The sequence below is a fragment of the Streptomyces flavovariabilis genome (assembly GCF_000725785.1).
Taxonomy (GTDB): domain Bacteria; phylum Actinomycetota; class Actinomycetes; order Streptomycetales; family Streptomycetaceae; genus Streptomyces; species Streptomyces hawaiiensis.
In genome coordinates this window covers 97946-122432 of record NZ_JNXD01000007.1, presented here as the reverse complement: position 1 = coordinate 122432, position 24487 = coordinate 97946, and the positions used below count along the sequence as shown (strand labels likewise).

Annotated in this window: 24 protein-coding genes and 1 pseudogene; 12 read left to right on the top strand and 13 right to left on the bottom strand. The window is 70.4% G+C overall.

Annotation, left to right across the window (positions count from 1 at the left end; all coding sequences use genetic code 11):
- Window positions 1-67 precede the first annotated feature (67 nt).
- Window positions 68-1186 carry a phosphoserine transaminase gene (gene serC / locus IO24_RS0115125; RefSeq protein ID WP_031135960.1) on the top strand — a complete coding sequence of 373 codons (1119 nt, stop codon included), beginning with the start codon at window positions 68-70 and terminating at the stop codon, window positions 1184-1186.
- Between the two features lie 59 nt (window positions 1187-1245).
- On the opposite strand, the gene IO24_RS0115120 is transcribed toward serC, so the two are convergent.
- Window positions 1246-2121: an NAD(P)-dependent oxidoreductase gene (locus IO24_RS0115120; protein WP_420823211.1), complete on the bottom strand. Its 876-nt coding sequence runs from the start codon at window positions 2119-2121 to the stop codon at window positions 1246-1248.
- Window positions 2122-2247: 126 nt separating this feature from the next.
- Between IO24_RS0115120 and IO24_RS0115115 the strand changes: the two genes are divergently transcribed.
- Window positions 2248-2844, top strand: coding sequence for a TetR/AcrR family transcriptional regulator (locus IO24_RS0115115; protein ID WP_031135956.1), 597 nt, complete (start codon window positions 2248-2250; stop codon window positions 2842-2844).
- A gap of 11 nt (window positions 2845-2855) precedes the next feature.
- Here the strand turns inward: IO24_RS0115115 and IO24_RS0115110 are convergent, their stop codons facing one another.
- From IO24_RS0115110 to IO24_RS0115090, 5 genes are all read right to left on the bottom strand, one after another.
- Window positions 2856-3533: a formylglycine-generating enzyme family protein gene (locus IO24_RS0115110; protein WP_031135954.1), complete on the bottom strand. Its 678-nt coding sequence runs from the start codon at window positions 3531-3533 to the stop codon at window positions 2856-2858.
- A gap of 81 nt (window positions 3534-3614) precedes the next feature.
- Window positions 3615-5225: an alpha/beta hydrolase gene (locus IO24_RS0115105; protein WP_031135952.1), complete on the bottom strand. Its 1611-nt coding sequence runs from the start codon at window positions 5223-5225 to the stop codon at window positions 3615-3617.
- A 226-nt stretch (window positions 5226-5451) separates the two neighbouring features.
- Entirely contained in the window at window positions 5452-6972 is a 1521-nt protein-coding gene (locus IO24_RS0115100) for a cellulase family glycosylhydrolase (protein ID WP_031135951.1), read from the bottom strand.
- Window positions 6973-7108: 136 nt separating this feature from the next.
- Window positions 7109-7930, bottom strand: coding sequence for an ABC transporter permease (locus IO24_RS0115095; protein ID WP_031135949.1), 822 nt, complete (start codon window positions 7928-7930; stop codon window positions 7109-7111).
- Window positions 7927-8886, bottom strand: a complete 960-nt coding sequence (locus IO24_RS0115090; RefSeq protein ID WP_031135947.1) for a daunorubicin resistance protein DrrA family ABC transporter ATP-binding protein — start codon at window positions 8884-8886, stop codon at window positions 7927-7929. The genes IO24_RS0115095 and IO24_RS0115090 overlap by 4 nt, the downstream gene beginning before the upstream one ends.
- A 109-nt stretch (window positions 8887-8995) precedes the next feature.
- On the opposite strand from IO24_RS0115090, the gene IO24_RS0115085 reads away from it, so the two are divergent.
- A complete protein-coding gene (locus IO24_RS0115085) occupies window positions 8996-9769 on the top strand; it encodes a TetR/AcrR family transcriptional regulator (protein WP_031135945.1) in 774 nt (257 codons plus the stop codon).
- A gap of 9 nt (window positions 9770-9778) precedes the next feature.
- Here IO24_RS0115085 and IO24_RS0115080 read toward each other — a convergent pair whose 3' ends face one another.
- Complete coding sequence (locus IO24_RS0115080) at window positions 9779-10237, bottom strand: ester cyclase (RefSeq protein WP_199808836.1); 459 nt, start codon at window positions 10235-10237, stop codon at window positions 9779-9781.
- Between the two features lie 80 nt (window positions 10238-10317).
- Between IO24_RS0115080 and IO24_RS42975 the strand changes: the two genes are divergently transcribed.
- A complete protein-coding gene (locus IO24_RS42975; RefSeq protein ID WP_078899280.1) occupies window positions 10318-10887 on the top strand; it encodes a MarR family winged helix-turn-helix transcriptional regulator in 570 nt (189 codons plus the stop codon).
- On the opposite strand, the gene IO24_RS0115070 is transcribed toward IO24_RS42975, so the two are convergent.
- A complete protein-coding gene (locus IO24_RS0115070; RefSeq protein ID WP_031135940.1) occupies window positions 10811-11782 on the bottom strand; it encodes a thiol-disulfide oxidoreductase DCC family protein in 972 nt (323 codons plus the stop codon). The genes IO24_RS42975 and IO24_RS0115070 overlap by 77 nt on opposite strands.
- Window positions 11783-11915: 133 nt before the next feature.
- On the opposite strand from IO24_RS0115070, the gene IO24_RS0115065 reads away from it, so the two are divergent.
- Both IO24_RS0115065 and IO24_RS0115060 read left to right on the top strand, forming a co-directional pair.
- Window positions 11916-12590 carry an SGNH/GDSL hydrolase family protein gene (locus tag IO24_RS0115065; RefSeq protein ID WP_031135939.1) on the top strand — a complete coding sequence of 225 codons (675 nt, stop codon included), beginning with the start codon at window positions 11916-11918 and terminating at the stop codon, window positions 12588-12590.
- A gap of 91 nt (window positions 12591-12681) precedes the next feature.
- Window positions 12682-13674 carry an aldo/keto reductase gene (locus tag IO24_RS0115060; RefSeq protein WP_031135937.1) on the top strand — a complete coding sequence of 331 codons (993 nt, stop codon included), beginning with the start codon at window positions 12682-12684 and terminating at the stop codon, window positions 13672-13674.
- A 189-nt stretch (window positions 13675-13863) separates the two neighbouring features.
- On the opposite strand, the gene thpR is transcribed toward IO24_RS0115060, so the two are convergent.
- Complete coding sequence (thpR, locus tag IO24_RS0115055) at window positions 13864-14436, bottom strand: RNA 2',3'-cyclic phosphodiesterase (RefSeq protein WP_031135934.1); 573 nt, start codon at window positions 14434-14436, stop codon at window positions 13864-13866.
- A 25-nt stretch (window positions 14437-14461) separates the two neighbouring features.
- On the opposite strand from thpR, the gene IO24_RS0115050 reads away from it, so the two are divergent.
- On the top strand, window positions 14462-14983 hold the full coding sequence (locus tag IO24_RS0115050; RefSeq protein ID WP_031135932.1) for a GNAT family N-acetyltransferase: 522 nt from the start codon (window positions 14462-14464) through the stop codon (window positions 14981-14983).
- A 96-nt stretch (window positions 14984-15079) separates the two neighbouring features.
- Window positions 15080-15667, top strand: a complete 588-nt coding sequence (locus tag IO24_RS0115045) for a Uma2 family endonuclease (protein ID WP_031135930.1) — start codon at window positions 15080-15082, stop codon at window positions 15665-15667.
- Window positions 15668-15674: 7 nt separating this feature from the next.
- Here IO24_RS0115045 and IO24_RS0115040 read toward each other — a convergent pair whose 3' ends face one another.
- The gene (locus tag IO24_RS0115040) at window positions 15675-17051 is read right to left on the bottom strand and encodes an MFS transporter (RefSeq protein WP_031135928.1); all 1377 of its coding nucleotides are present in this window, start codon (window positions 17049-17051) and stop codon (window positions 15675-15677) included.
- 27 nt (window positions 17052-17078) lie between these two features.
- On the bottom strand, window positions 17079-17516 hold the full coding sequence (locus IO24_RS0115035) for a MarR family winged helix-turn-helix transcriptional regulator (protein WP_031135926.1): 438 nt from the start codon (window positions 17514-17516) through the stop codon (window positions 17079-17081).
- A 154-nt stretch (window positions 17517-17670) separates the two neighbouring features.
- Here IO24_RS0115035 and IO24_RS0115030 point away from each other — a divergent pair.
- Window positions 17671-17844: pseudogene (locus tag IO24_RS0115030) on the top strand (ribbon-helix-helix protein, CopG family); the annotation flags it as partial.
- Between the two features lie 23 nt (window positions 17845-17867).
- Here IO24_RS0115030 and IO24_RS0115025 read toward each other — a convergent pair.
- Window positions 17868-19319, bottom strand: coding sequence for an NCS2 family permease (locus IO24_RS0115025; protein ID WP_031135923.1), 1452 nt, complete (start codon window positions 19317-19319; stop codon window positions 17868-17870).
- Between the two features lie 117 nt (window positions 19320-19436).
- Between IO24_RS0115025 and IO24_RS0115020 the strand changes: the two genes are divergently transcribed.
- From IO24_RS0115020 to IO24_RS0115010, 3 genes are all read left to right on the top strand, one after another.
- Window positions 19437-19721, top strand: coding sequence for a DUF2530 domain-containing protein (locus IO24_RS0115020; RefSeq protein ID WP_031135920.1), 285 nt, complete (start codon window positions 19437-19439; stop codon window positions 19719-19721).
- 351 nt (window positions 19722-20072) lie between these two features.
- Window positions 20073-20918, top strand: coding sequence for a class I SAM-dependent methyltransferase (locus IO24_RS0115015; protein ID WP_031135919.1), 846 nt, complete (start codon window positions 20073-20075; stop codon window positions 20916-20918).
- A 135-nt stretch (window positions 20919-21053) separates the two neighbouring features.
- Entirely contained in the window at window positions 21054-23447 is a 2394-nt protein-coding gene (locus tag IO24_RS0115010) for an HAD-IC family P-type ATPase (protein ID WP_031135917.1), read from the top strand.
- A 55-nt stretch (window positions 23448-23502) separates the two neighbouring features.
- Here the strand turns inward: IO24_RS0115010 and IO24_RS0115005 are convergent, their stop codons facing one another.
- Complete coding sequence (locus tag IO24_RS0115005; RefSeq protein WP_031135915.1) at window positions 23503-24357, bottom strand: hypothetical protein; 855 nt, start codon at window positions 24355-24357, stop codon at window positions 23503-23505.
- Between the last annotated feature and the right edge of the window lie 130 nt (window positions 24358-24487).

Here is a 24487-nt window from a genome sequence, read left to right as displayed (position 1 = left end):
CCAAACCCCGTCTCACCCGACGGACGACGTTTCGCCCACGTTTCTGGAAACGGCTACGCTCCCCTGCGTGGCTGAGATCCGGATTCCCTCTGACATCAAGCCCGCGGACGGACGTTTCGGCGCGGGTCCCTCCAAGGTGCGGACGGAGGCGCTGGACGCCCTCGCCGCGACCGGCACCTCCCTCATGGGCACCTCTCACCGTCAGGCTCCCGTCAAGAACCTGGTCGGCAAGGTGCGCGAAGGCATCAGCGAGCTGTTCCAGCTCCCCGACGGCTACGAGGTGATCCTCGGCAACGGCGGCTCGACCGCGTTCTGGGACGTCGCGACGCACGGCCTGATCGAGAACAGGTCGCAGCACCTCAGCTTCGGCGAGTTCTCCTCCAAGTTCGCCAAGGCCGCCAAGCTCGCGCCGTGGCTGGCCGAGCCGGACGTCATCTCCGCCGACCCGGGCACGCACCCCGAGGCGGTCGCCGAGGCGGGCGTGGACGTCTACGCGTTCACCCACAACGAGACCTCGACCGGTGTCGCCATGCCGATCAAGCGCGTGGCCGGTGCCGACGAGGGCTCCCTGGTCCTCGTGGACGCCACCTCCGGCGCCGGCGGCCTGCCCGTCGACGTCAGCGAGACCGACGTCTACTACTTCGCCCCGCAGAAGTCCTTCGCCTCCGACGGCGGCCTGTGGATCGGCGTCTTCTCCCCGGCCGCGATCGAGCGCGCCGAGCGGATCCACGCGTCCGGCCGCCACGTCCCGGAGTTCTTCTCGCTGCCGACGGCGATCGACAACTCCCGCAAGAACCAGACGTACAACACCCCGGCGCTGGCCACCCTCTTCCTGCTGAACCAGCAGCTGGAGTGGATCAACGGCCAGGGCGGTCTGGACTGGTCGGTCCGGCGCACGGCGACCTCCGCCCGCACGCTCTACGGCTGGGCCGAGGACATCAAGTACGCCAACCCGTTCGTCACCGACCCGGCCAAGCGCTCGCAGGTCATCGGCACGATCGACTTCACGGACGAGGTCGACGCCGCCGCCGTCGCCAAGGTGCTGCGCGCCAACGGCATCGTCGACACCGAGCCCTACCGCAAGCTCGGCCGCAACCAGCTGCGCGTCGCGATGTTCCCGGCGATCGACCCGGCGGACGTCGAGGCGCTCACCAAGTGCGTCGACTACGTGATCGAGAAGCTCTGACCTCCTCCCGTACGTGACCGAGGGGCGCCCCGTATGCAGGGGGCGCCCCTCGCTCGCGCTCAGGCAGCCGCGCCCCGGCCGAACACCTCGAACAGCCGCGTGAGGCTGTCCTCTTCCCCGCCGTCCGCCGCCGCCCGCCGGAACGTCTCCAGCACCGCGGCGGGCAGTGCCGGATCCACGCCCGAGTCCCGCGCCGTGTGCACGACGTGGTCCAGGCTGGCCACGGCCATCGAGATCCGCTCGACGTCACCGGAGTGCTGCCCCGCCTCGATGCGCGGCGTGTAGAAGTCGAGGAACTGCTCCATCCCGCCCAGCGTCCCGGCCGCGTACGGCGTGATCTCGGAGGGCTTGATGCCGTTGGCGTCCGCCAGCGCCAGCATGTGCAGCCAGGCGGTCAGCGTGGTCCAGAACAGGTCCATCTGGAGCTGGTAGTACAGCGCGGCCAGGCCCGGGTCCTCACCCCGGTAGTCGGTGCCCGTAAGGACCTTCAGGACGTCCTCGTACTGCTCGAAGAGGTCCCGGGGGCCGCTGTAGAAGGTGTCGAACTCCGCCGAGCCGATGCCGGACGGCGGCGTCTGGACTCCGCCGGTGAGGTGGCGCGCCCCGTGCCGGGCCGCCCAGGCGGCACCCTCGCGGGCCCGCTCGGGGGTGTCCGAACTGAGGTTGACCAGGATCCGGCCCGCGAGCGCCGGGGCGGCGGGCTCCAGGACGGTGTACATCGCGGCGTAGTCGGTGAGGCTCAGCACGACCACCTCGCTCGCCGCCAGGGCCTCCTCGACGGTGGCGGCGCGTACCGCGCCCCTGGCCACGAGGTCGTCGGCGCGGCTCGCGGTGCGGTTCCAGACGGTGACCCGGTGGCCGGCGTCCAGGTAGGCGCCGGCCATCGCGCGGCCCATGGGGCCCAGGCCGAGGACGGTCACGGGCGGCGTGCTCACAGCGGACGGGCTCACGGACATCTCCCCGGGGACGGCGGAACGAAGACGACTAGAACGAACGCTCTATCCAGAGAGGAACCTAGCACAGCGACTAGAGCGATCGCTCTAGCTCGGTAGAGTGGTGGCGTGAAGACCAGGGCCCCGCACGACCTCGCGACCGCCGGCACCCGTGAACGGATCGTCCGGACGGCCTCTCGCCTGATGCAGCGCCAGGGCTACGAGGGCACCGGCATCAAGCAGATCTCCCGCGAGGCCGGGGCGACGCTCGGCTCGGTCTACCACTTCTTCCCGGGCGGGAAGCAGGAGCTCGGAGCGGCCGCCGTACGCCTCGGCGACGAGGAGTTCACCGAATTGCTGCGCGAGACGCTCGACGCGGAGCCGGAACCGGAGAAGGCGCTGCCCGCCCTCGCCGCCTTTCTCGCCCGAGGACTGCGCGACTCCGACTGGCTCGACGGCTGCCCGGTCACCTCCACCGTCGTGGGCACGGCGGCCGGCGCCCCGGGCATCCAGCAGGCCGCCGCCGAGGCGTTCGCCCGCTGGCGTTCGGTCGTCGCCGAGAGTCTGGTCGCCGCAGGCTTCGCCGCTCCGGACGCCGCCGACCTGTCCCACACGGTGATCGCCACCCTGGAAGGCGCCGAACTGGCCTCTCAAGTGGCCCGCAGCGAGGCTCCGTTGGAGGCGGCGGGGCGCCATCTGGCGCGGTTGGTGGCCTCGTACCGCTAGCCTGCGCGGCGCTACGCCCCCGGTTGCGAGCGCGCCACCCGGAACCCCACGTCGTCGATCCGGAACGTCGGATGGCTCCGGCGGCGCACCGAGGCGCGGCAGCTCCAGTGCTCGTCGGACCAGCCGCCGCCACGCAGCACCCGGTAGGTGCCGTAGACCTCGGCGTCGTAGAGGTCCCAGCACCAGTCCCAGACGTTGCCCAGCATGTCGTACAGGCCCCAGGCGTTGGGCTGCTTGCCGCCCACGGGGTGGATGCGGTCGTCCGCGTTGCCGCGGTACCACGCGATCCCGTCGAGCGGGCCGTAGCGGGGGCCGGTGCCGCCGGCGCGGCAGGCGTGTTCCCACTCGGCCTCGGTCGGCAGCCGGTAGCCGTCGGCGGTGGTGTCCCAGTCGGCGGCCCCGCCGTCGGGCCGCACCTCGTACGCCGGGGTCAGGCCCTCGCCCCGGGACAGGGCGTTGCAGAACCGGATCGCGTCCCACCAGGACACGCCCTCGACGGGCAGCAGATCGCCCCGGGCCGTGCTCGGACGCCCGCCGGTGACCTCGGCGTACCAGGCCTGGGTGACCGGCACCGCGGACATCCGGAACGACGCGACCCCGACCGTCCAACTGCGCTGCGTCCGCCGGTCGGACAGCGTGACGGACCCCGCCGGGACGGCCACCATGTCGTTGTTCACGCGTTCCCCCATGACCGGACACAGTAGGGGGCACCCGGCGAGTATCGCCGGGTGCCCCCGTGTCGTCCCGTCAGGCCTGGGTCACCGAGGCGCTCAGCGCCCGGACCCCAGGATTCCCCGCAGGCCGTCACCGACCGCCGCGACGGCGGGCTGCGGCGTGCTCGGCGCCTTCTGCGTCGCCGGCTGCGGCTTCGGGTCGGCGGTCTTCTTGCACACCGCGTCGGCCACGCCGTTGCCGTGCGGGACCTTGCCGTTGGTCAGGTACGTGGCGAGGTGCTTGTCCAGGCAGGCGTTGCCGCTCAGCGTGATGCCGTGGTTGCCGCCGCCCTGCTCCACCACCAGGCTGGAGCCCTTCAGCAGCCGGTGCATGGTGACGCCGCCCTGGTAGGGGGTGGCCGCGTCGTCCGTCGCCTGGAACAGCAGCACCGGCGGGAGCTTGCTGTTGGCGACGTTCACCGGCTTCAGCGTCTTCGTCGGCCAGAACGCGCACGGTGCGTTGTACCAGGCGTTGTTCCAGGCCATGAAGGGGGCCTTCTCGTACACCGCCCAGTTGTCCTTGCGCCACTGCTTCCAGTCGCGCGGCCAGGACGCGTCACGGCACTGCACCGAGGTGTAGACGCTGTAGCCGTTGTCACCGCTGGCGTCGATCGCCGCGATGTTGTCGTAGGCCTTGACCAGCGCGGCCGTGTCGTGGTTGTTGACGTAGGCCGCGAACGTCTGGGCGAGCGTGGGCCAGTAGCCGTTGTTGTAGCCGCCGGGTAGGAAGATGTCCTCCAGCTCGGAGGCGCCCACCTTGCCGCCCGCGGGCTTCTTGGCCAGGGCCGCCCGCATGGCGTACCACTTGGCCTCGATCTTCTTCGGGTTCGTGCCGAGCTTGTACGTGGAGTCGTACTTGGCTATCCACGCCATGAGCGCCTTGTGACGCTTGTCGAAGGCGTAGTCCTGCTGGATGTTGTCGTCGTACCAGACACCGGTCGGGTCGACGATGGAGTCCAGCACCAGGCGCCGCACCCGCTCGGGGAACAGCTTGGCGTAGACCGCGCCCAGGTACGTGCCGTACGAGTAGCCGAAGTAGTTGATCTTCGGTGCGCCGAGGGCCTTGCGGATCGAGTCCATGTCCTTCACGGCGCTGACCGTGTCGATGTACGGCAGGACGTCCTTGTACTTCGTGCCGCAGGCCTGGGCGAAGGACTTGGCGCGCGCGAGGTTGGCCTTCTCGAGGGCCGGTGTGCTGGGTACGGAGTCAGGGCGGACCGGGTCGAAGTAGCCCGGCTTGCAGTCCAGGGCGGGCTGGCTCTCACCCACTCCGCGCGGGTCGAAGCCGATGACGTCGTACTGGGCCGCGACCTCCTCGGGCAGGGACGACGCGACGAACGGGGCCAGCGACAGACCGCTGCCACCGGGGCCGCCGGGGTTGACGAGCAGCGGGCCCTGGGACTTCGGCGCGGTGTGCGGCACGCGGGACAGCGCCAGCGTGATCTGCTTGCCCCGCGGCTTCGCGTAGTCGAGCGGCACCTTCAACGACGCGCACTGGAGTGTCGGGGCGTCGTCCGTACCGCACTTCTTCCATGTGATCTTCGCCGCGGCGGTCGTCAGGGCGGCGGTGTTCGCGGAGTGTGACGCGCCGGCGTTGGCGGGGGCGGCGGCGAGCGTCCCGGCCAGGACGACCGTGACGCCGCACAGTACGGCTGCGCTTCTTCTCATGGAGTTCTCTCGCAACGGTGAGGGGGGTCGGGCCCGTGAGTGACACGGGCCGTGCCGCATCGTTTCGGAAGAGCGCGCCACACATACGGATTCGACCAAGACTTGACCGAATCGAGTCATAGTCTGCTCTCAGACCCCCCTCAGAAAAGGGGAGTTCCGGCAATCCGGACACGCCGACCGGCATGGGTACGCCCGGCCGGCACCGGGCGCCCCACTCACCCCGCGATCAGGTCGCCGTGCAACTCAGACCCGTCGCGCCTCCGCCCCCGGGCGCACCGCCCAGGCCGAAGCCCGCCGAACCTCCCACCGGCACGCTCCCGTTGTGCGCCGCGTTGACCGCGGTGACGGTCGCCCCGTTCTGGGTGTGCGACGCGTTCCACATGCTCGTGACCTTCTGCGAGCCGCTCCACGTCCACGTCACCTTCCAGGACTTCAGCGGCAGCGTGCCCGCGTTGGTCACCTTCACCTCGGCGTTGAAGCCGCCGCCCCAGTCGCTGCCTACGGTGTAGGCGGCGGTGCAGGTGGGCGTGGAGCCGCCGGGATCGCCAGGGCCGCCCGGACCGGGGCCGGGGGTGCCGGGGTCGAAGCCCGGGGCCTTGATCGGCGCCAGGTACGCGTCCTTCGCCGTGTCGACCGTCTGCCAGTCGTCCTTCAGGATGCCGCCCGTGTCACCGGAGTTGGGGTTCCAGGACCAGAACGTCCAGTGGAAGCTGTCGGCGCCGTGCGCCGACGTCGAGCGCAGGTACTTCACCAGCTCGGCCAGCCACTTCTGGTCCACCGCCGGCTGGAGCGTCGTACCGAACTCGCCGAGCCACACCGGGGCGATGTTCTGCTTGAAGATGTAGCCCCAGTACTTGTCCCAGATGCCCGGCATGTTGGCGGGGAAGGACGGGTCCGAGAACCAGGACTGCTGCGCCACCGACGTCGCGTAGTCGTGCGCCGAGTACACCAGCCGGTTCGGGACGTCCAGCTGGACCGGATACTGGGCCACACCCATCAGGTTGCCGCCCCACCAGCCGTTGGCGCCGTCGTGCGACTGCACGCCCTCGACCATGACCAGCAGCTCGGGGTTGACCGACAGCACCGCGTTGCCCGCGCGCTGGGCGGCCAGGCGCCAGTCGCGGGAGGTGTCGCCGCAGCCCCAGCAGGCCGGGTCGTGGGGCTCGTTGTGCAGATCGACGCCGACCACGGTGGAGTCGCCCTTGTAACGCGCCGCCAGTGCCTTGAGGTTGGTGATCCACGTCGACTCGGGGACCGCCGCCGTGTACCAGAGCGCCGACTGGCCCGCCGCGTCCGGGCGGTGGCGGTCCAGGACGACCTTCAGGCCGGAGCGGCCCGCGTACGCCACGATCCGGTCCAGTACCTGGAGGGACGTCAGCCCGCGCAGGTCGGTGTTCTTGCCGTCGTGGCTGATGCTGTCCGGCATGGTGCCGGGCTTGAGGATGTCGTCGCTGTAGGGCATCCGGATGGTGTTGTAGCCCAGCGACTTCATCTGGTCGATCATGCTCTTGTAGTCACGGGCCCACAGGCCGTGGACCACGTGATTGGCGGTCTCGAAGCCGAACCAGTTGACGCCGGCGATACGGACGGGCTGCCCGGCCGCGTCCAGGATCTGCCGGCCGCTGGTGTGCCAGTAGCCGGCGCCGGCGGCCTCCGCGGCGACATCGGCCCGTGCCGACTGCACGCCCGCCAGCGGTAACAGGAGCGCCGCGGCAACACACAGCGCTCTGCGCAGAGTGCGGAACATGTGGCTGCTTCCTCTCGGGGGGAGGCACGGCACCCGGAACAGGATGGGAGCGCTCCCATAATGCCGCGCACCTCCCAGAGAACTGGCGCAACATGAGCACGTCAAGACTCTGGGAGGTGTGCGACCGCCGTGAGCGCTATCGGCTCAGCTTCTGGAACCGCCGTACGGCCAGCGGCAGGAAGATCGCCGTCAGGATCACCGGCCACACCCCGGCCATCAGCAGCGCGTGCTGCTCCACCCAGGAGTCGCCGCCCCCGACCGGCGTCCCGAAGAGCTCCCGGGCCGCCGCCGCCGTGGAGGAGATCGGGTTCCAGGCCGCCACCCAGCCCAGCCAGTCGGGCATGAGCTGCGGCGCGACGAAGATGCTGGAGATCATCGTCAGCGGGAAGGCGACCGCGAACAGACCGCCCGCCGCCTCCGGGTTGGGCACCAGCAGACCGAGCCACACGCCGATCCAGATCAACGCGAACCGCAGCCAGAGCAGGAGCCCGAACGCGGCGAGGAAGCCGAAGCCGCCGTCCGGGCGCCAGCCCATGGCGAACGCGGTGAGCATCATGATGGCCAACTCGGCGCAGGCCACGATCAGATCGGTGACCCCGCGCCCGGCCACCACGGCCGAGGAGGCCATCGGCATCGAGCGGAAGCGGTCGATGACCCCCTTGGTGGAGTCGTAGACCACGACGGTCGCCGTGTTGATGAAGCCGAACGCCATGGTCATCACGAACATGCCCGGCATCAGGAAGTCCTTGTAGTCCCCGCCGCCCGGCACCGTCATGGCGCTGCCGAAGACATAGCCGTAGAGCAGCACGGACAGGATGGGGAAGCCCAGCTGCCAGGCGATGTTGACCGGCTGGCGCTGGTAGTGGGTCAGGCCTCGGCGGACGATGTTCCAGCAGTCGGCGAGCAGCCAGTACGTACCGCTCCGCGTGGTCTGCGTGCTCAGGTCGGTGACGCTCATGCCGCGGCCTCCTTCTCGGTCCGGTGTCCGGTCAGGCGCAGGAACACGTCGTCGAGGCTCGGCCTGCGCAGCCCGATGTCCTCGACGCGGACGCCCTCGTCCTGAAGGGTCCGCGCGACCTCGGTGAGGGCGGTGACCCGGTCGGTGACCGGGGCGTGCACCCGCAACTCGCTCTCGTCCGCCTCGGGTTCGCCGTCCGTGACCCGGGCGACGGCCTTCACCACCCGCGGGATCTCGGACCGCTCGGCGACCACGACCTCGATACGGTCGCCGCCGACCAGGGTCTTCAGCCCGTCCGGGGTGTCGTCGGCGATGGCCCGCCCCTGGTCGATGACGGTGATGTGCGAGGCGAGCTTGTCGGCCTCCTCCAGGTACTGCGTGGTCAGCAGCACGGTCGTGCCGCCGGCCACCAGCGCCCGTACGGAGTCCCAGACCTCGCCCCTGCTGCGGGGATCGAGTCCGGTCGTCGGCTCGTCGAGGAAGAGGACGGCCGGGGCGAGGATCATGGACGCCGCGAGGTCGAGGCGGCGCCGCATGCCGCCGCTGTACTTGCCCACGCCCCGGTCTGCGGCGTCGGTCAGGTCGAAGTGCTCCAGCAGTTCGGTGGCCCGGAGAGCGGCCCGCTTGCCGCCCAGGTGGAACAGCCGGCCGAACATCTCCAGGTTCTGCCGGCCGGTGAGCACCTCGTCGACCGCCGCGTACTGGCCGGTGAGCCCGATCCTGGCCCGCACCTCGCGCGACTGCCGGGCCACGTCGAGACCGGCGACCGTCGCGCTGCCCCCGTCCAGCCGGACCAGCGTGGACAGGATGCGGACGGCGGTGGTCTTACCCGCCCCGTTCGGCCCGAGCAGGCCGTGCACCGTGCCCTCGCGCACCGCCAGGTCGAAGCCGTCGAGTGCGCGCTTCTCGCCGTACCTCTTCTCCAGCGCCTCGGCCCGCACCGCGTATCCGTCCATGCCGCCCCCTCCCGTGCGTCCGCGCCCCGTCGGCACCGAACTGGGTACAGCGTACCCGATTGCGCGTACACCGTACCCAGTTTTTGCCCGGGGACCTAAGCTGGGCTCCATGACGAGCGGCACGAGTGGCACGGGCAGTACGGAGACCAGCGGCAGCGGCGATATCGCCCGCACCCTCGAACTGCTGTGGGAGACCGGCCGCCGCCCCAGTCGCGGCCCCAAGCCGACCCTGACCCTGGACCGGATCGTGGAAGCAGCCGTCCAAGTGGCGGATGCCGAGGGGCTGGAGGGACTCTCCATGCGCCGCGTCGCCGCCGAACTCGGCACCGGCACCATGTCGCTGTACCGGTACGTCCCTGGCAAAGGCGAGCTGCTCGACCTCATGCTGGACCGGGTGCAGCGCCCCTCCGGGAACCCCGCCGACCTCGGCGACGGGGGCTGGCGGGCGGCCCTGGAGGCACTGGCCCGTGAGACCCTCGCCCTCTACCGCCGCCACCCCTGGCTGCTCCAGGTCAACCAGTCCCGCCCGATCCTCGGCCCGAGCGCCCTCGACGGCATGGAGAAGGTGCTGTCCCTGATCCGCCCGATGGGGCTGAGCGACCCCGAACTGGTCTCCGCGATCATCATGATCGACGGGTACGTCGTAGGGGCCGCGCGTTCGCAGCTGTACCAGCAGGAGGCGGAGCGCCGGACGGGCCTGACGGACGCCGAGTTCTGGCAGGCGCAGGTGCCGATGCTGGAGAAGGCCATGGCGTCGGGCCGTTACCCGGTCATGGCGTCACTCTCCGAGGACGCCTTCGGCACGGACTTCGACCACTTCGAGTTCGGGTTGCAGCGGATCCTGGACGGGCTGGACGTGCTGGTGGCGGCACGCAGGTCCTAGTGGGTGCCGTCACCGGGCCGGGCCGTTGGGGCCGGAGACGGCGCCCAGCTGGGTGAGGCCGGCCAGCACGTCGGTACAGGTCCAGTACTCGACGAACCTGCCGCCGGAGACCCGCAGGATGTCGTGGCCGCTGAAGGCGACCGGCGTGCCGGCCGGGGCCGTGGCGTGCTCCAGGCCGCCCGTGTAGCGGGCGCGCAGCGTCCAGCGTGCCGCGACCAGGTCGCCCTGGACGATCGGCCCGACGTCCACGCCGAGGGTGACGTCCCCGAACACCGCCATGGTCTGCTCGATCTCGGGAAGCAGCCGGGCCGGGCCCGTCACCGCTTCCGAGTCACTGCCGTCCGGCCGTGCCTGGTGCACGACGAAACCGGGATCGAGGATCTCGTCGGCATGACTGAAGTCGCCGCGCCACAGCGCGGTCCAGCGGCCGTACAGCTCGTTCATCCGCTCCATGGACAGGGTGCTCATGCCGCGCTCCTTCGAGGAGTAGTATCTGTGTCACGAAGTATCTGCGTGACGCAGGGAATTGAAAGGGCGGACGCCGAGCCGTGTCAATCGATAATCGTGAGGGGCTGCTCGCGGCCGTCACCGTGGCCGCCCGGCGGCAGCACGCCGCGTACACCCTGTTCAACCAGGCCATGGCGGACCGGCTGGGACTGCATCCGACCGATCTGCAGTGCGTGAGCCTGCTCGGCCTCGAACCCGAACCCCTCACCACGGGGCAGATCGCCGAGCTGACCGGCCTCACTTCGGGATCGGCCACCCGGCTCGTCGACCGGCTGGAGCGGGCGGGGCTGGTCGAGAGGAAGCCTGACCCGCACGACCGCAGAAGGACCCGGGTCTCCCTCACCGCCCGGCGAGCACCGGAGGCCGAGGCCGCGTGGGACGCCCCCGGCAGGGCCTTCGCCGACCTCCTCGCCGAGTTCAGCGACGTGGAACTCGCCGTGGTCGAGCGCTACTTGCGCCACTCCACCCAGGTGGGATCCGCGCAGGCGGCACGGCTGCGGGAGCGGAAGCCCGGGGCGCCCCAGGGGGGTGTCCCTAGCCCCGGCGCCGCATTCTCCGCAGGCCGAGCAGAGCGGCCAGCACGACGCCCACGGCGATCGCCCCCGTCTTGAGATTGCCGCTCAGCCCGTCTCCCCCGCCGTCGGACGCGCCCGAACTCCCGCTTGCGGAGGGAGAGTCGGACCCGCCGCCGGGAGCGTCCTGCGGCTCCACCGGACTGTCCGCCCCTTCAGCGCCGTACATCAGCTTCTCGCCGTCCGCGGTGTAGGTGACGGACTCCCCCTGCCCCAGGAACGGCACGCCGAGCCGTTCCTTCTTCTTGATCTTCCCGCCGTTCCAGTCGTACGCGATCGCGCCGAAGTAGCTGCGTACGACGAGGTGTTCACCGTCCGGGGAGAGCGTGGCGTCGGTCGCCTCCAGGTCGGGGACGGCCGCGACGGGCCGGAAGGTGTTCGACCCGGAGGGGGAGAGCCGGGCCGGCCCCTCGTACAGGTGCCCGCCCTTCTCGTTCTTGTCGACGATGTAGACCCGGCCGGTCTTCGGGTGCACGACGAGGGACTCGGCGTCCCGCGCGCCGTCGGAGTACTTCACCACGTACTGCGTGGCCTTGATCGTCTGGTCGCGCAGGTTCTTCGGCTCGGGCAGCCGGTAGATCCAGACGTACGGCCAGGTGCCGCCGAGGTTGTCCCCGATGTCGCCGACGTAGATCTGGTTGTCCGGCCCGACGGAAACGGCCTCGACGTCGCGCGGACTGCCCACGCCGGACATGGTGATCGTGGCGACCGTCTCGCCCGTCGCGCTGTCGACGGCGTAGAGGTACGCGCCGTCGTCGCTGTCGTTGTGCGTCCAGTAGATGCCGGGGTGCTGCCGGGAGGCCGCCAGGCCGCTGGACTCGGTGATGCGCGGGTCCTTGATCGTGAACTTCTCGTCGCCGTCGGCGGCGGAGGCGGGTACGGCGAGGGCGCCCGTGAGAAGGGCCGCGGCGAGAAGGGCGAACGGTCTGCGCATGCCCCAAGCCTGCCATCCCGCTGGGCGGTTCAGCGGCGCTTCACCGTGCGTGAGGGATCAAGGAGGACGGCCGGCCATCGGGCGTGGCCCGGCTCACACCCCGCCGGGCGACCTGATCGTCCATGATGAGCGGATGCTCAGGTTCATGCCCGTCGGTGACTCCATGACGATCGGAAGCACGGGCGAACACACATGGCGCTACCGGCTGTGGCAGCACCTGTGCCGGTCCTACGGCGGCGCCTTCACCCTCGTCGGCCCCCGCGAGACGCTCTACGACAAGCTCGCCGAAGCCCCGGTGTCGTACGCCTACGCCGAACCGGACTTCCCGCGTGCCCACCTGGCCGGCTGGGGCGAGGGCTGGCAGCACATGGCGCCGCTGATCGGCGACGCGGTGCGGTCGTGCCGCGCGGACGTGCTCCTGGTCTCCCTGGGCCTGATCGACCTGGGCTTCTACACGAACGCCGAGCAGACCGCCGAGAACGTCCGGGCCTTCACGGCCGAGGCGCGGGCGGCGAACCGCCGGGTGGGGATGGTGTGGCTGCCGGTGACCCCGAACGTGCGCGCCCAGTCGGACGCCGCCTTCGCCGGCGAGGTCGCCCGCTTCAACGAACTCCTCGCCAAGACCGCCGCGGACCTCGACGAGCCGGGCTCCCCCGTCCTGCTGGCCTCGCCCTCGCCGTCGTACGACGTCGCCACCGACACCTACGACGGCACCCACCCCAACGCGAGCGGCGAACACAAGATCGCGGCGGCCTTCGCGGAGGCGATGTACCAGGGCTGGGACCTGGCCGGCCCGTACGAGGAGTAGCTCTCCTCGGGCAACTCGTCGGCACAGGACCGACACCGGGCCCGGGTTCGTGCTTGCTTGGAGCGCACTTCAAGACGTTGGCTTGGGAACCATGAAGTACACGCAGCTCGGACGCACGGGACTCAAGGTCAGCCGGCTCGTCCTCGGCACCATGAACTTCGGCCCGCAGACCGACGAGGCCGACAGCCACGCCATCATGGACGCGGCGCTGGACGCGGGCATCAACTTCTTCGACACCGCCAATGTGTACGGATGGGGCGAGAACAAGGGCCGCACCGAAAGCATCATCGGCAACTGGTTCGCCCAGGGCGAGGGACGGCGCGACAAGGTCGTCCTCGCCACGAAGGTCTACGGCAACATGGGCGCCGACGGCCCTGCCTGGCCCAACCACGACAAGCTCTCCGCGGTCAACATCCGCCGGGCCGTCGACGCCAGCCTCAAGCGGCTCCAGACGGACTACATCGACGTCTACCAGTTCCACCACATCGACCGGGACACCCCCTTCGACGAGATCTGGCAGGCGGTCGACGTCCTGATCCAGCAGGGCAAGATCCTCTACGTCGGGTCGTCGAACTTCCCCGGCTACAAGATCGCCCAGGCCAACGAGACCGCCGCCCGGCGCGGCGGGACCATCGGCCTCGTCAGCGAGCAGTGCCTGTACAACCTCGCCGAGCGGCGCGCCGAGATGGAGGTCGTCCCGGCCGCGCAGGAGTACGGCCTCGGGGTCATCCCGTGGTCGCCGCTGCACGGCGGTCTGCTGGGCGGTGTCCTCAAGAAGGAGGTCGAGGGCAAGCGCCGCGCCTCCGGCCGCGCGGCCGACGCGCTCGCCGACGCCGGCACCCGCGCGCAGATCCAGGCCTACGAGGACCTGCTCGACAAGCACGGCATCGAGCCCGGCGAGGCCGCCCTGGCGTGGCTGCTCACCCGCCCCGGCGTGACCGGCCCGATCGTCGGCCCGCGCACCGCCGAGCAGCTCGCCTCCGCCGTCCGCGCGTCCGAGCTGGAGCTCTCCGAGGAGCTCCTGACCGGCCTGGACGAGATCTTCCCGGGCCCGGGCCCGTCACCGGAGGCCTTCGCCTGGTAGGTGCGCCCCTTCAGGGGCGCGGGGAACTGCGCGACAAGCCCCCACCGGCGCGCAGCCGAAAAGCAGCCGTCCGCAGTTCCCCCACCGCCCTACCTCCCCAGCACGGAAGCCAGGGCGACGACGAGAAACATCAGCACGAGCACACCGGCCATGATCCGGTTACGGGTTTTCGGGTCCACGGCACCGAGCCTAACCGGCGCCCCCGAGCGGCCAGCGCCCGACCGCCTCGTACCGGGGCTGCTCCCCCGGGACCCCCGACGTCGGCAGATTGCTCCGCACCAGGCAGAGCTCCCGCACGGTCCAGGTCCGGCCCGTGAATCCCGCGAGCGCGTCCAGGAACGCCCGCACGTCCCCCGCCTCCCGGTTCCTCGCCACGGTCAGATGGGCCTTGTACCGCCGGTGCTCGCCCATCGGTACCCCCGCCTTCCGCGCCGCCGCCTCGGCCCGCTCGGCCAGCAGCCGGAGGGTCGCCAGGTCCCCCTCGGCCCCGGCCCACAGCGCCTTCCCGTGCCCGAACTGGCCCCCGCCCCGCACGGCCAGCGGGAACGGCTCGGTACGGCGCGCGGCACGCTCCAGCCGCTCCGAGAGCTCCGGGACGAGGCCGTCGTCGACCTCCCCGTAGAAGGCGAGTGTGAAGTGCCAGCCGGGCCGGCCGGTCCAGCGCATGCCGCCGGCGCCGGGCAGCTCCCGCAACGCGTCGACCACGGCGCCGAGTTCACGGCACACCTCGTCAGGGGGCAGCACGGCCGCGAAGAGTCTCATGGGGCCAGCCTGGCACCATGAGGCCATGCGGATCACCATCCGGGACGGCGGGCCCGACGACCTTCCCGCGATACTCGGCATGCTCGACAGCTGTGTGGAGTGGCTGGTCTCCCAGGGCCGCACGGGGCAGTGGGGGACCCGGCCGCTGTCGCAGAGCCCGAAGACGGTGGAGTCGGTCGGCCGGTACATGGCGGAGGGCAGCGTGTTCATGGCCGACATCGACGGCGTCCCCGCCGGGACCCTCACCCTCACCGACTCGGCGGGCGCCTACCTGTCCCACCTCCCGCAGCCCGACGAGCCCGAGCGCTACATCCACTGGCTGGCCTCCGACCGCCGCTTCAAGGGGCACGGCGTGGGCAGCGCCCTCCTCATCCACGCCGCCGAGGAGACCCGCCGCGCCGGGATCTCCCTCCTCCGCGTCGACTGCTACGCCGGGGACGACGGCAAGCTCGTCCGCTACTACGAGTCCAACGGCTTCACCCGCACCGAGGCCTTCACGGTCGGCGAGAACAACTGGCCGGGGCAGTTGCTGGCACGCAGGGTGTAGGCGGCCTCCGGGTCCGGGCGTGTCCCGGTCACCGTGCGTATCGTTGTACTGCGCGGCCGGGCCCATCCGCGGGTTCGGCCGGGGAGGAGCGCCACGATGACCGTCCTTGACGACAGGATCGAGATGGCCGACAGCAGCGGTGAACTCACCCTCGACACGATGTTCGAGTGGATGGAGACGATGCCGGTCCCCGAGGGCTACAAGGTCGAGATCGTCGGGGGGAACATCTTCATGGCGCCTCAGCGGGACACCCACTGGGACATCATCGCGGACATCTACGACCAGCTGCGCGCCAAGTACCCGCGCAAGCGCGTGAAGTCCGATGTCCGTGTCGACTACCCGGGCCACCTCAACGGCTTCGCCTCCGACATCACCGTGATGGCGGAGGGCTCGGCGAAGAACGACAAGGGCCTGTGGCGCTACCAGGACGTCGAGTTCGTCGCCGAGGTCATCTCCAGGAAGACCTCCGCGAACGACTACGGCCCCAAGAAGGACGCCTATGCGGCCGCCAGTGTGCCGGTGTACCTGATCGTTGATCCATACACCGGCCGCTGGCATCTGCACACCAAGCCCAGGGACGGCGAATACCGGGGCGAGCTGAGCCTGGACTTCGGGGACGAGATCGACCTGACGGGCACCGTGGTCGGGCTCGTCCTCGAAACCGGCGAGTTCCCCCGCGACTGACGCCGCCCTACGCCGCCGGGGCCAGCTCCTCCCGATGCTCCCGGGGCACGAACCGCACCCTCGGGTGCCCCCGGTGCCAGCCCACCGACAGCCGGAGGTTGCCCACCCGGGCCAGGACCAGGCCGATCACCGCAGCCGCGAGCGCCGCGACCGCGCCGCCGGCCGCGAGGCCGACCCGGGCGCCGTACGTGTCCGTGATCCAGCCGACTATCGGGGCGCCGACGGGCGAGCCGCCGAGGAAGACCATCATGTAGAGGGCCATGACCCGGCCGCGCATCGCCGGGTCCGTGGACATCTGGATGCTGGTGTTCGTCGTGACGTTGACGGTCATGCCGAACAGGCCCAGCGGAACCATGAGCAGGGCGAACATCCACAGGGTGGGGGTCGTCGCCGCCAGGATCTCCAGCGCGCCGAAGGCCATGGCCGCCACGATCAGCAGCCGCAGCCGGGCCGTGCCCCGCCGCGCGGCGAGCAGCGCGCCCGCGACCGAGCCGACCGCCATCAGGGTGTTGAACATGCTGTACGCGCCCGCGCCGGCGTGGAACACGTCGTCCGCGAAGGCCGACAGGTAGACGGGGAAGTTGAAGGCGAACGTGCCGACGAAGCCGACCAGGACGATCGGCCAGATCAGCTCCGGGCGGCCGGTGACGTACCGCACGCCCTCCCGCAGCTGCCCCTTGCCGCGCGGGGTGCGCTCGACGACATGCAGCTCGCGGGCGCGCATCAGCAGCAGGCCGGTGAGCGGCGCGATGAAGGACAGGCCGTTGAAGAGGAACGCGTAGCCGGTGCCGACGCCGGTGATCAGTAGGCCCGCGACGGCGGGGCCGACCAGGCGGGCGGACTGGAAGTTCGCGGAGTTCAGGCTGACCGCGTTCTGCAGCTGCCCCGGGCCGACGAGCTCGGAGACGAAGGACTGCCGGGCCGGGTTGTCGACGACGGTCGCGAGACCGACCGCGAAGGCGGCGACGTACACGTGCCACACCTGGACGTGTCCGGTGAGCGTGAGGACGGCCAGGGCGATCGCGGTGAGCGCCATCGACGTCTGTGTCACGAGCAGCGCGGGCCGCTTGCGCAGCCGGTCGACGAGGACGCCGCCGTAGAGGCCGAAGAGCAGCATCGGCAGGAACTGCAGCGCGGTCGTTATACCGACGGCGGCGGAGGAGCCGGTGAGGCTGAGCACCAGCCAGTCCTGGGCGATGCGCTGCATCCAGGTGCCGATGTTGGAGACGACCTGTCCCAGGAAGAACAGGCGGTAGTTCCTGACCTTCAGGGAGGAGAACATCGAGGACTTGCGGGCGGGCCGGGCGGCGGGTGTGCCGGAGGGGGGCGGGGAATCGTGGTGGTCAGGTGCGGGGGCGGAAGCTGCTCCGGGTCCCGAACTCAAATGGGTCGCCTCCTTGCAACAGCCTGCTTACAGATGTGCGAGCTTCTCCAGCACGGGGGCGGCGGCGCGGAGTTTCGCCCACTCGTCCTCGTCGAGGTTCTCCACCAGCGTGGCCAGGAACGCGTTCCGCTTGGCGCGGCTCTCCTCGAGCATGGCCTCGGCCTGCTCGGTGCGTGTGACGACCTTCTGGCGCCGGTCCTCGGGGTGCGGCTCCAGCCGGACCAGTCCCTTGGCCTCCAGCAGCGCCACGATGCGGGTCATCGACGGCGGCTGGACGTGCTCCTTGCGGGCGAGCTCGCCCGGGGTGGCCCTGCCGCACAGGGACAGGGTGCCCAGCACCGACATCTCGGTGGGGCTGAGCGATTCGTCGACCCGCTGGTGCTTGAGCCGACGGGACAGCCGCATCACTGCGGATCGGAGGGAGTTCACGGCGGCTACATCGTCGCCATGGGTGAGGTCCGGCATGTTCTTTAGCGTAACTCATTACCCTCGCTAAAGACCAGCGGTAACACGCAGGACCGCCCGTGACGCCCGCCACTGAACCATGACATCACTCATATGGGTGACGCGGCGGCGGAACGCGCCCCGCCGTACCGAACGGTGCCGCGACCCTCTGCTCATGGGGACCAGTGTGCTCAGCCTGCGAATAGACCACGACCTGCTCGAACGGCTCCGGTACCAGGCCGCGAAAAGGGGAATGAGCGTCCAGGACTATGTCGTCCGGACGCTCATTCGAGATGACTTCGACCAGCGGTTCCAGACCGCCGTCGAGGAGACGGAGAGGTTCTACGGATCACCCGACTCCGGCGACGGGGATCAGGTCAGGCCCAGCGCCGGCATCAGGTAGTAGAACGCGAACACCGCCGACACGACGTACATCGCCACCGGCACCTCCCGGCCCCGCCCGGCCGCCAGCCGCAGCACCGCGAAGGTGATGAAGCCCATGCCGATGCCGTTGGTGATCGAGTAGGTGAACGGCATCATCAGCATCGTCACGAAGGCCGGGACGGCGATCGTGTAGTCCGCCCAGTCGATCTCCTTGACCGAGCCGGCCAGGATCAGGAAGCCGACCGCGAGCAGCGCGGGCGTGGCCGCCTGGGACGGCACCATCGTGGCGACCGGCGTCAGGAAGAGGGCGACGGCGAAGAGGCCACCGGTCACGACGTTCGCCAAACCGGTCCGGGCACCCTCGCCGACACCCGCCGTGGACTCGACGAAGGCGGTCGTCGCGGAGGAGGAGCTGGCGCCGCCGGCGGCGACCGCGAGGCCGTCGACGAACAGCACCTTGTTGATGCCGGGCATCTGCCCCTGCGCATCGGTCAGCTTCGCCTCGTCGGAGACGCCCATGATCGTGCCCATCGCGTCGAAGAAGCACGACAGCAGCACGGTGAAGACGAAGAGCACACCGGTGAGCATGCCGACCTTCTCGAAGCCACCGAACAGGCTGACCTGCCCGATCAGCCCGAAGTCGGGGCCGGCGACCGGGTTGCCGGGCCACTTGGGCGTGGTCAGGCCCCAGCTCGGCACCTTCGCCACCGCGTTGATGATCACCGCGAGGACCGTCATGGCGACGATCGAGATCAGGATCGCGCCGGAGACCTTGCGCACGATGAGCGCCAGCGTCAGCAGGACGCCCAGGACGAAGACGAGGACCGGCCAGCCGTCGAGGTGACCGTCGCCGCCGAGCTGGAGCGGGACGGTGGTCTGGGCGGCGTCCGGGATCCGGGAGACGAAGCCCGCGTCGACGAGCCCGATCAGCATGATGAACAGGCCGATACCGATGGAGATGGCCTTGCGCAGCCCGTAGGGCACGGCGTTCATGACGCGCTCGCGCAGTCCCGTGGCGACCAGCAGCATGACCACGACCCCGGCGAGGACCACCATGCCCATCGCGTCCGGCCAGGACATGCGCGGGGCGAGCTGGAGCGCGACGACCGAGTTCACGCCGAGGCCGGCGGCCAGCGCGATCGGGACGTTGCCGATGACGCCCATGAGGAGGGTGGTGAGCGCGGCGGTGAGGGCCGTCGCGGTGACCAGCTGCCCGTTGTCGAGCTGGTGGCCGTACATGTCCTTGGCGCTGCCGAGGATGATCGGGTTCAGCACGATGATGTAGGCCATCGCGAAGAAGGTGGCCAGACCGCCCCGGACCTCGCGGGACAGGGTGCTGCCCCGCTCGGAGATGCGGAAGAAGCGGTCGAGTGCGCCGTACGTGCGCCCGGCTCCCGGCTGTTCAGGGGCGGGGACCTTGGCAGGAGCCGAGGAGGACATGTGTTTGGAGTTTCCTACGAAGAGAAGTGGTCAGACACAAACCGTTTCAGTATGAACGTATAAGGCCTGGATCGGCCATCTCCGCGCGTAGACCTGATCGCCTCGTAAGCTGTCCCCATGGCGAAATGGACCCCCCGACACGAGGCACCGGAGCCCCTGGAGGGCCCCGTGGTCGCCACCATCACCGGCGGCACGATCCTGTGGTTCGTCCTCTTTCTGGTCCAGCTCCCCTTCTACGGCTGGTTCGACGATCACGGCCACACCTGGTGGGTGTGGACCTGCCTGGCCGGCGGCGGGCTGGGACTGATCGGCATCTGGTACGTCCGCAAGCGCGACGCCGCGATCAAGCGGGCGGCCACCCATAACCCGACGGCGCCTCCCACGACCCCCTCGGCCCAGTAGGCCCGGCGACGACCCGAGCCGAGACGCACCCGCACCCGCACCCGCACCCGCACCCGCACCCGCACCCGCACCCGCACCCGCCGGACGACGCAAGGGGCCATGTCGGGGGCTGCCCGCCCGCAGCTGGTTGGCGCGTCAACACCAGTCAGTCGGTGTGAGACCCCATCGCGCCGTTCCGAGGACGGACACCCCCGGCACGGCCCCGCCCCACCACCCGGCGCAAGGCGAACACACAAACCCGCACTCTCCGACGAGACACCCGCCCGCCCCCTCCCTACGCTCAGGAGATGGCGGCGAAACGCTCGAAACCGTCGCGCGGGACCCGCCGCCGGACCGGTGAGGAGCGCAGCGATGACGATGCAGAACAGCGCGGTCGAGGCCGACCGTGCCCTGAAGTCCAAGCACCGGGCGATGTGGGCCCAGGGCGATTACCCGTCCCTGGCCGCCGAGGTCATCCCCGATCTCGGAGCGATCCTGGTCGAGGCGTGCGGGGTGCGCTCCGGCCGGCGGGTGCTGGACGTGGGCGCCGGCTCCGGCAACGCCGCGATCCCGGCGGCCCTGGCCGGCGCGGACGTGGTGGCCTCCGACCTGACCCCGGAGCTGTTCGAGGCCGGCCGGCGGGCGGCCGAGAAGCAGGGTGCGCACCTCACCTGGCAGGAGGCCGACGCCGAGGCCCTGCCCTTCGGTGACGCGGAGTTCGACACCGTGCTGTCCTGCGTGGGCGTCATGTTCGCCCCGCACCACCAGCAGGCCGCCGGTGAACTCGTCCGGGTCTGCCGTCCGGGCGGCACCATCGGGCTGCTCAGCTGGACGCCCCAGGGCTTCATCGGCCGGATGTTCGCCGCCATGAAGCCGTACGCGCCGCCGCCCCCGCCCGGAGCCCAGCCGCCCCCGCTGTGGGGGGACGAGGACCATGTGCGCGCCCTCCTCGGCGACCGGGTCACGGACGTCAGCGCCGAACGCCGCACGGTCCGGGTCGACCGCTTCGAGACGCCGGAGATGTTCCGCGACTACTTCAAAGAGCGCTACGGCCCGACCATCAGCGTCTACAAGAACATCGCCGGCGAACCCGAACGCGCCGCCGCCCTGGACGGCGCCCTGGTGGACCTCGCCCGCGACGGCGACCTCGGCACGGGCTCCGGCAGGACCGTCCTGGAGTGGGAGTACCTGCTGCTCACCGCCCGCCGGACGGGCTGACACCGGGGCGCGGCACCCCTGGGTCCGACGGCGTACAACTGCCGTACGACCACGGCACGAAGTCCGTCCTTCCCAGGTCGGATCTTCGCCGCATTCAGCGGGTGAAGCGGCAAATCCGCACGTACCGTCGAATGCATGACGCATCTCGACGCGGGTGCCCGGCCCGACTCCGCGCGGCCGGCGACGGTCACCTCCCGCGAGACCGGCCTGACCGGTGCTCAGGTCGCCGAACGGGTGGAGCGCGGCCAGGTCAACGACGTGCCGGTGCGCAGCAGCCGGTCCACCGTCGACATCGTCCGTGCGAACGTCTTCACCCGCTTCAACGCGATCATCGGCGTGCTGTGGCTGATCATGCTGGTCGTCGCGCCGATCCAGGACAGCCTGTTCGGGTTCGTGATCCTCGCCAACACCGGCATCGGGATCGTCCAGGAGTGGCGGGCGAAGAAGACGCTGGACTCGCTCGCGCTGATCGGCGAGGTGCGGCCCACCGTGCGCCGGGACGGGACCGCCGCGCAGGTCAGCACGTCCGAGATCGTGCTGGACGACCTGATCGAGATCGGGCCCGGCGACAAGGTCGTCGTCGACGGCGTCTGTGTCGAGGCCGACGGTCTTGAGATCGACGAGTCGCTGCTCACCGGCGAGGCCGACCCGGTCGTCAAGCATCCCGGCGACCACGTCATGTCGGGCAGCTTCGTGGTGGCGGGCGGCGGGGCCTTCCAGGCGACGAAAGTCGGCCGGGAGGCCTACGCCGCCCAGCTCGCCGAGGAGGCATCCCGCTTCACCCTCGTCCAGTCCGAGCTGCGGTCGGGCATCTCCACGATCCTCAAGTACGTCACGTGGATGATGGTCCCGACCGCGATCGGCCTGATCATCAGCCAGCTGGTCGTGAAGGAGAACGCCTTCGACGACTCCGTCGCCCGCACGGTCGGCGGCATCGTCCCGATGGTCCCCGAGGGGCTCGTCCTGCTCACCTCGGTCGCCTTCGCCATCGGCGTGATCCGCCTCGGCCGCAAGCAGTGCCTGGTGCAGGAGCTGCCCGCCATCGAGGGGCTCGCCCGGGTCGACACCGTCTGCCTCGACAAGACCGGCACCCTCACCGAGGGCGGCATGGACGTCACCGAGCTGCGGCCGCTCCAGGGTGCCGACGAGACGTACGTACGGAAGGTGCTCGGGGCTCTCGGCGAGTCGGACCCGCGGCCGAACGCCTCCCTGAAGGCGATCATCGACACCTACCCGGCCGTCGAGGACTGGCGCTGCACCGAGGCGCTGCCGTTCTCCTCCGCCCGCAAGTACAGCGGCGCCGCGTTCAGCGAGGGCGACGGGCAGACCGGCCGGTGGCTGCTGGGCGCGCCCGACGTGCTGCTGGCGGAGGACGATCCGGCCCTGGCCGAGACCGGGCGGCTGAACGAACAGGGCCTCAGGGTGCTGCTGCTCGCCCGGGTCGCCCGGGACCTGGACGATCCCGAGGTGACGAAGGGCGCGAAGCCCACCGCCCTGGTCGTGCTGGAGCAGCGGCTGCGGCCGGACGCCGCCGACACCCTGCGCTACTTCGCCGACCAGAACGTCCGGGCCAAGGTCATCTCCGGTGACAACGCGGTGTCGGTCGGCGCGGTCGCCGCCAAGCTCGGGCTGTCCGGCACGACCGTGGACGCGCGCCGGCTGCCCGCCGAGCAGGAGGGGATGGCCGACGCCCTCGACGACGGAACGGTGTTCGGGCGGGTCACCCCGCAGCAGAAGCGGAACATGGTGGGCGCGCTGCAGTCCCGGGGGCACACGGTCGCGATGACCGGTGACGGGGTGAACGACGTCCTGGCCCTGAAGGACGCCGACATCGGCGTGGCGATGGGCTCCGGGTCGGAGGCGACCCGGGCGGTCGCGCAGATCGTGCTGCTGAACAACAGCTTCGCGACGCTGCCGTCGGTGGTGGCCGAGGGGCGCCGGGTCATCGGCAACATCACGCGGGTGGCGACCCTGTTCCTCGTCAAGACGGTCTACTCGGTGCTGCTGGCCGTCCTGGTGGTGTGCTCACAGGTGGAGTACCCGTTCCTGCCGCGCCACCTGACCCTGCTGTCGACGCTGACCATCGGTATCCCGGCGTTCTTCCTCGCGCTCGCGCCCAACAAGGAGCGCGCGAAGCCGAACTTCGTACGGCGGGTCATGCGCTACGCGATCCCGGGCGGGGTCGTGGCCGCGGCGGCGACCTTCGCGACCTATCTGATCGCCCGGGAGCACTACACGGGTGCGGGGGCGCTGGACGCGGAGACGAGTGCGGCGACGCTCACGCTGTTCCTCATCTCGATGTGGGTGCTGGCGATCATCGCCCGGCCCTACACCTGGTGGCGTGTCGTCCTCGTGGCGTCCATGGCGGGGGCGTTCCTGCTGGTGCTGGTCGTGCCGTGGTTGCAGCACTTCTTCGCGCTGAAGCTGGTCGGGATGACGATGCCGTGGATCGCGGTCGGCACCGCGGCGGTGGCGGCGGCCACCCTGGAACTCCTGTGGAGGTGGGTGGACCGCCGCTTTCCCGCTTGAGCGCGGCGCCGTGGGGGCTGGTCGCGCAGTTCCCCGCGCCCCTCGGCGGGGCGCTTTACCTCACGTCGACGTAGTCGCCCGTGGCGTTGACCGCCGGGGTCGTCGTCGTGCCGGCGAAGCTGAAGCGCCAGTAGCCGTCGTACTGGGCGGTGGCGGTGGCCTTCAGGTTGCCGTACTGGTCGGAGTACACCGTCTTGACCGTGGTGTACGTGCTCGTGCCCGCCTTGCGGAACTGGAGCTTGACCGGCTGGTTGGTGTAGCCGTGGTAGGCGTTGTCCTCCCAGTTGGCGCGGGAGAGCTTGCCGGTGGACGTGATGGTCTTGCCCTTGGAGACGGGCTCGGGACCGGCGTTGACGGTCAGCTTGGAGTAGCGCTGCACCTTGGTGCTGCCCAGGCCGCCCTGCATCTTCTCGGCGTCGTCGCTGGTGACGGCGAGGGCGCCGGCGCCCCAGGTGCCGGCTTCGGAGTTGAACAGGTCGCCGTCGGCCGGGCGGATGTTGATGACGCCCTTGCAGTTGAGGACCGTCGACGAGGCGGCGGTGCAGGTGGCCGGGTCGTCGCTGATCAGGACGTTGTCGGCGGCGTCGAGCGAGGAGCCGTGGTAGATCAGCGGGCCCGTGGCGAAGTGGTCGGAGCTGGTGTCGAGGTCCGCGGCGTGGGTCACGGTGAAGGTGACCGGCACGCTCACCACGTTGGTGGTGCCGACGACGATGTTCTTGCCGCTGTTCACCTTCACGTTGGAGAAGGTGACATCGAGGGTCGACGCGGTGGTGCCGGTGCCCGCGTCGGCCGAGGCGGAGCTGAAGGCCTGCTTGCCGGACGGGGCGTCGGCGGCCTGCGCGGCCGGAACGACGAGGGCGGAGAGGGCCAGGGCGCCGGCGACGGCGGCCACGGTGGCTCGGATGTGCATGTGTTCCCCAGGGGGAGAAGTGATCTGGGAGTCTGTTGACTCACGCGATCAGATTCACGAGCCCCGGGCGGGGTTGTAGGGCACGACCCTGGTTTTGCCGTCTCATCCGCAACGTTTGGCACGCCCATGG

Coding starts and splice junctions, on each gene's coding strand:
- IO24_RS0115020 (WP_031135920.1), top strand. CDS start 19,437: ATGGCGAAATGGACCCCCCGACACGAGGCACCGGAGCCCCTGGAGGGC.
- IO24_RS0115070 (WP_031135940.1), bottom strand. CDS start 11,782: ATGCGCAGACCGTTCGCCCTTCTCGCCGCGGCCCTTCTCACGGGCGCC.
- IO24_RS0115085 (WP_031135945.1), top strand. CDS start 8,996: ATGACGAGCGGCACGAGTGGCACGGGCAGTACGGAGACCAGCGGCAGC.
- IO24_RS0115065 (WP_031135939.1), top strand. CDS start 11,916: ATGCTCAGGTTCATGCCCGTCGGTGACTCCATGACGATCGGAAGCACG.
- IO24_RS0115095 (WP_031135949.1), bottom strand. CDS start 7,930: ATGAGCGTCACCGACCTGAGCACGCAGACCACGCGGAGCGGTACGTAC.
- IO24_RS0115010 (WP_031135917.1), top strand. CDS start 21,054: ATGACGCATCTCGACGCGGGTGCCCGGCCCGACTCCGCGCGGCCGGCG.
- IO24_RS0115050 (WP_031135932.1), top strand. CDS start 14,462: ATGCGGATCACCATCCGGGACGGCGGGCCCGACGACCTTCCCGCGATA.
- IO24_RS0115100 (WP_031135951.1), bottom strand. CDS start 6,972: ATGTTCCGCACTCTGCGCAGAGCGCTGTGTGTTGCCGCGGCGCTCCTG.
- IO24_RS0115045 (WP_031135930.1), top strand. CDS start 15,080: ATGACCGTCCTTGACGACAGGATCGAGATGGCCGACAGCAGCGGTGAA.
- IO24_RS0115060 (WP_031135937.1), top strand. CDS start 12,682: ATGAAGTACACGCAGCTCGGACGCACGGGACTCAAGGTCAGCCGGCTC.
- IO24_RS0115110 (WP_031135954.1), bottom strand. CDS start 3,533: ATGGGGGAACGCGTGAACAACGACATGGTGGCCGTCCCGGCGGGGTCC.
- IO24_RS0115005 (WP_031135915.1), bottom strand. CDS start 24,357: ATGCACATCCGAGCCACCGTGGCCGCCGTCGCCGGCGCCCTGGCCCTC.
- IO24_RS0115090 (WP_031135947.1), bottom strand. CDS start 8,886: ATGGACGGATACGCGGTGCGGGCCGAGGCGCTGGAGAAGAGGTACGGC.
- IO24_RS0115080 (WP_199808836.1), bottom strand. CDS start 10,237: ATGAGCACCCTGTCCATGGAGCGGATGAACGAGCTGTACGGCCGCTGG.
- IO24_RS0115035 (WP_031135926.1), bottom strand. CDS start 17,516: ATGCCGGACCTCACCCATGGCGACGATGTAGCCGCCGTGAACTCCCTC.
- IO24_RS0115025 (WP_031135923.1), bottom strand. CDS start 19,319: ATGTCCTCCTCGGCTCCTGCCAAGGTCCCCGCCCCTGAACAGCCGGGA.
- IO24_RS0115105 (WP_031135952.1), bottom strand. CDS start 5,225: ATGAGAAGAAGCGCAGCCGTACTGTGCGGCGTCACGGTCGTCCTGGCC.
- thpR (WP_031135934.1), bottom strand. CDS start 14,436: ATGAGACTCTTCGCGGCCGTGCTGCCCCCTGACGAGGTGTGCCGTGAA.
- IO24_RS0115015 (WP_031135919.1), top strand. CDS start 20,073: ATGACGATGCAGAACAGCGCGGTCGAGGCCGACCGTGCCCTGAAGTCC.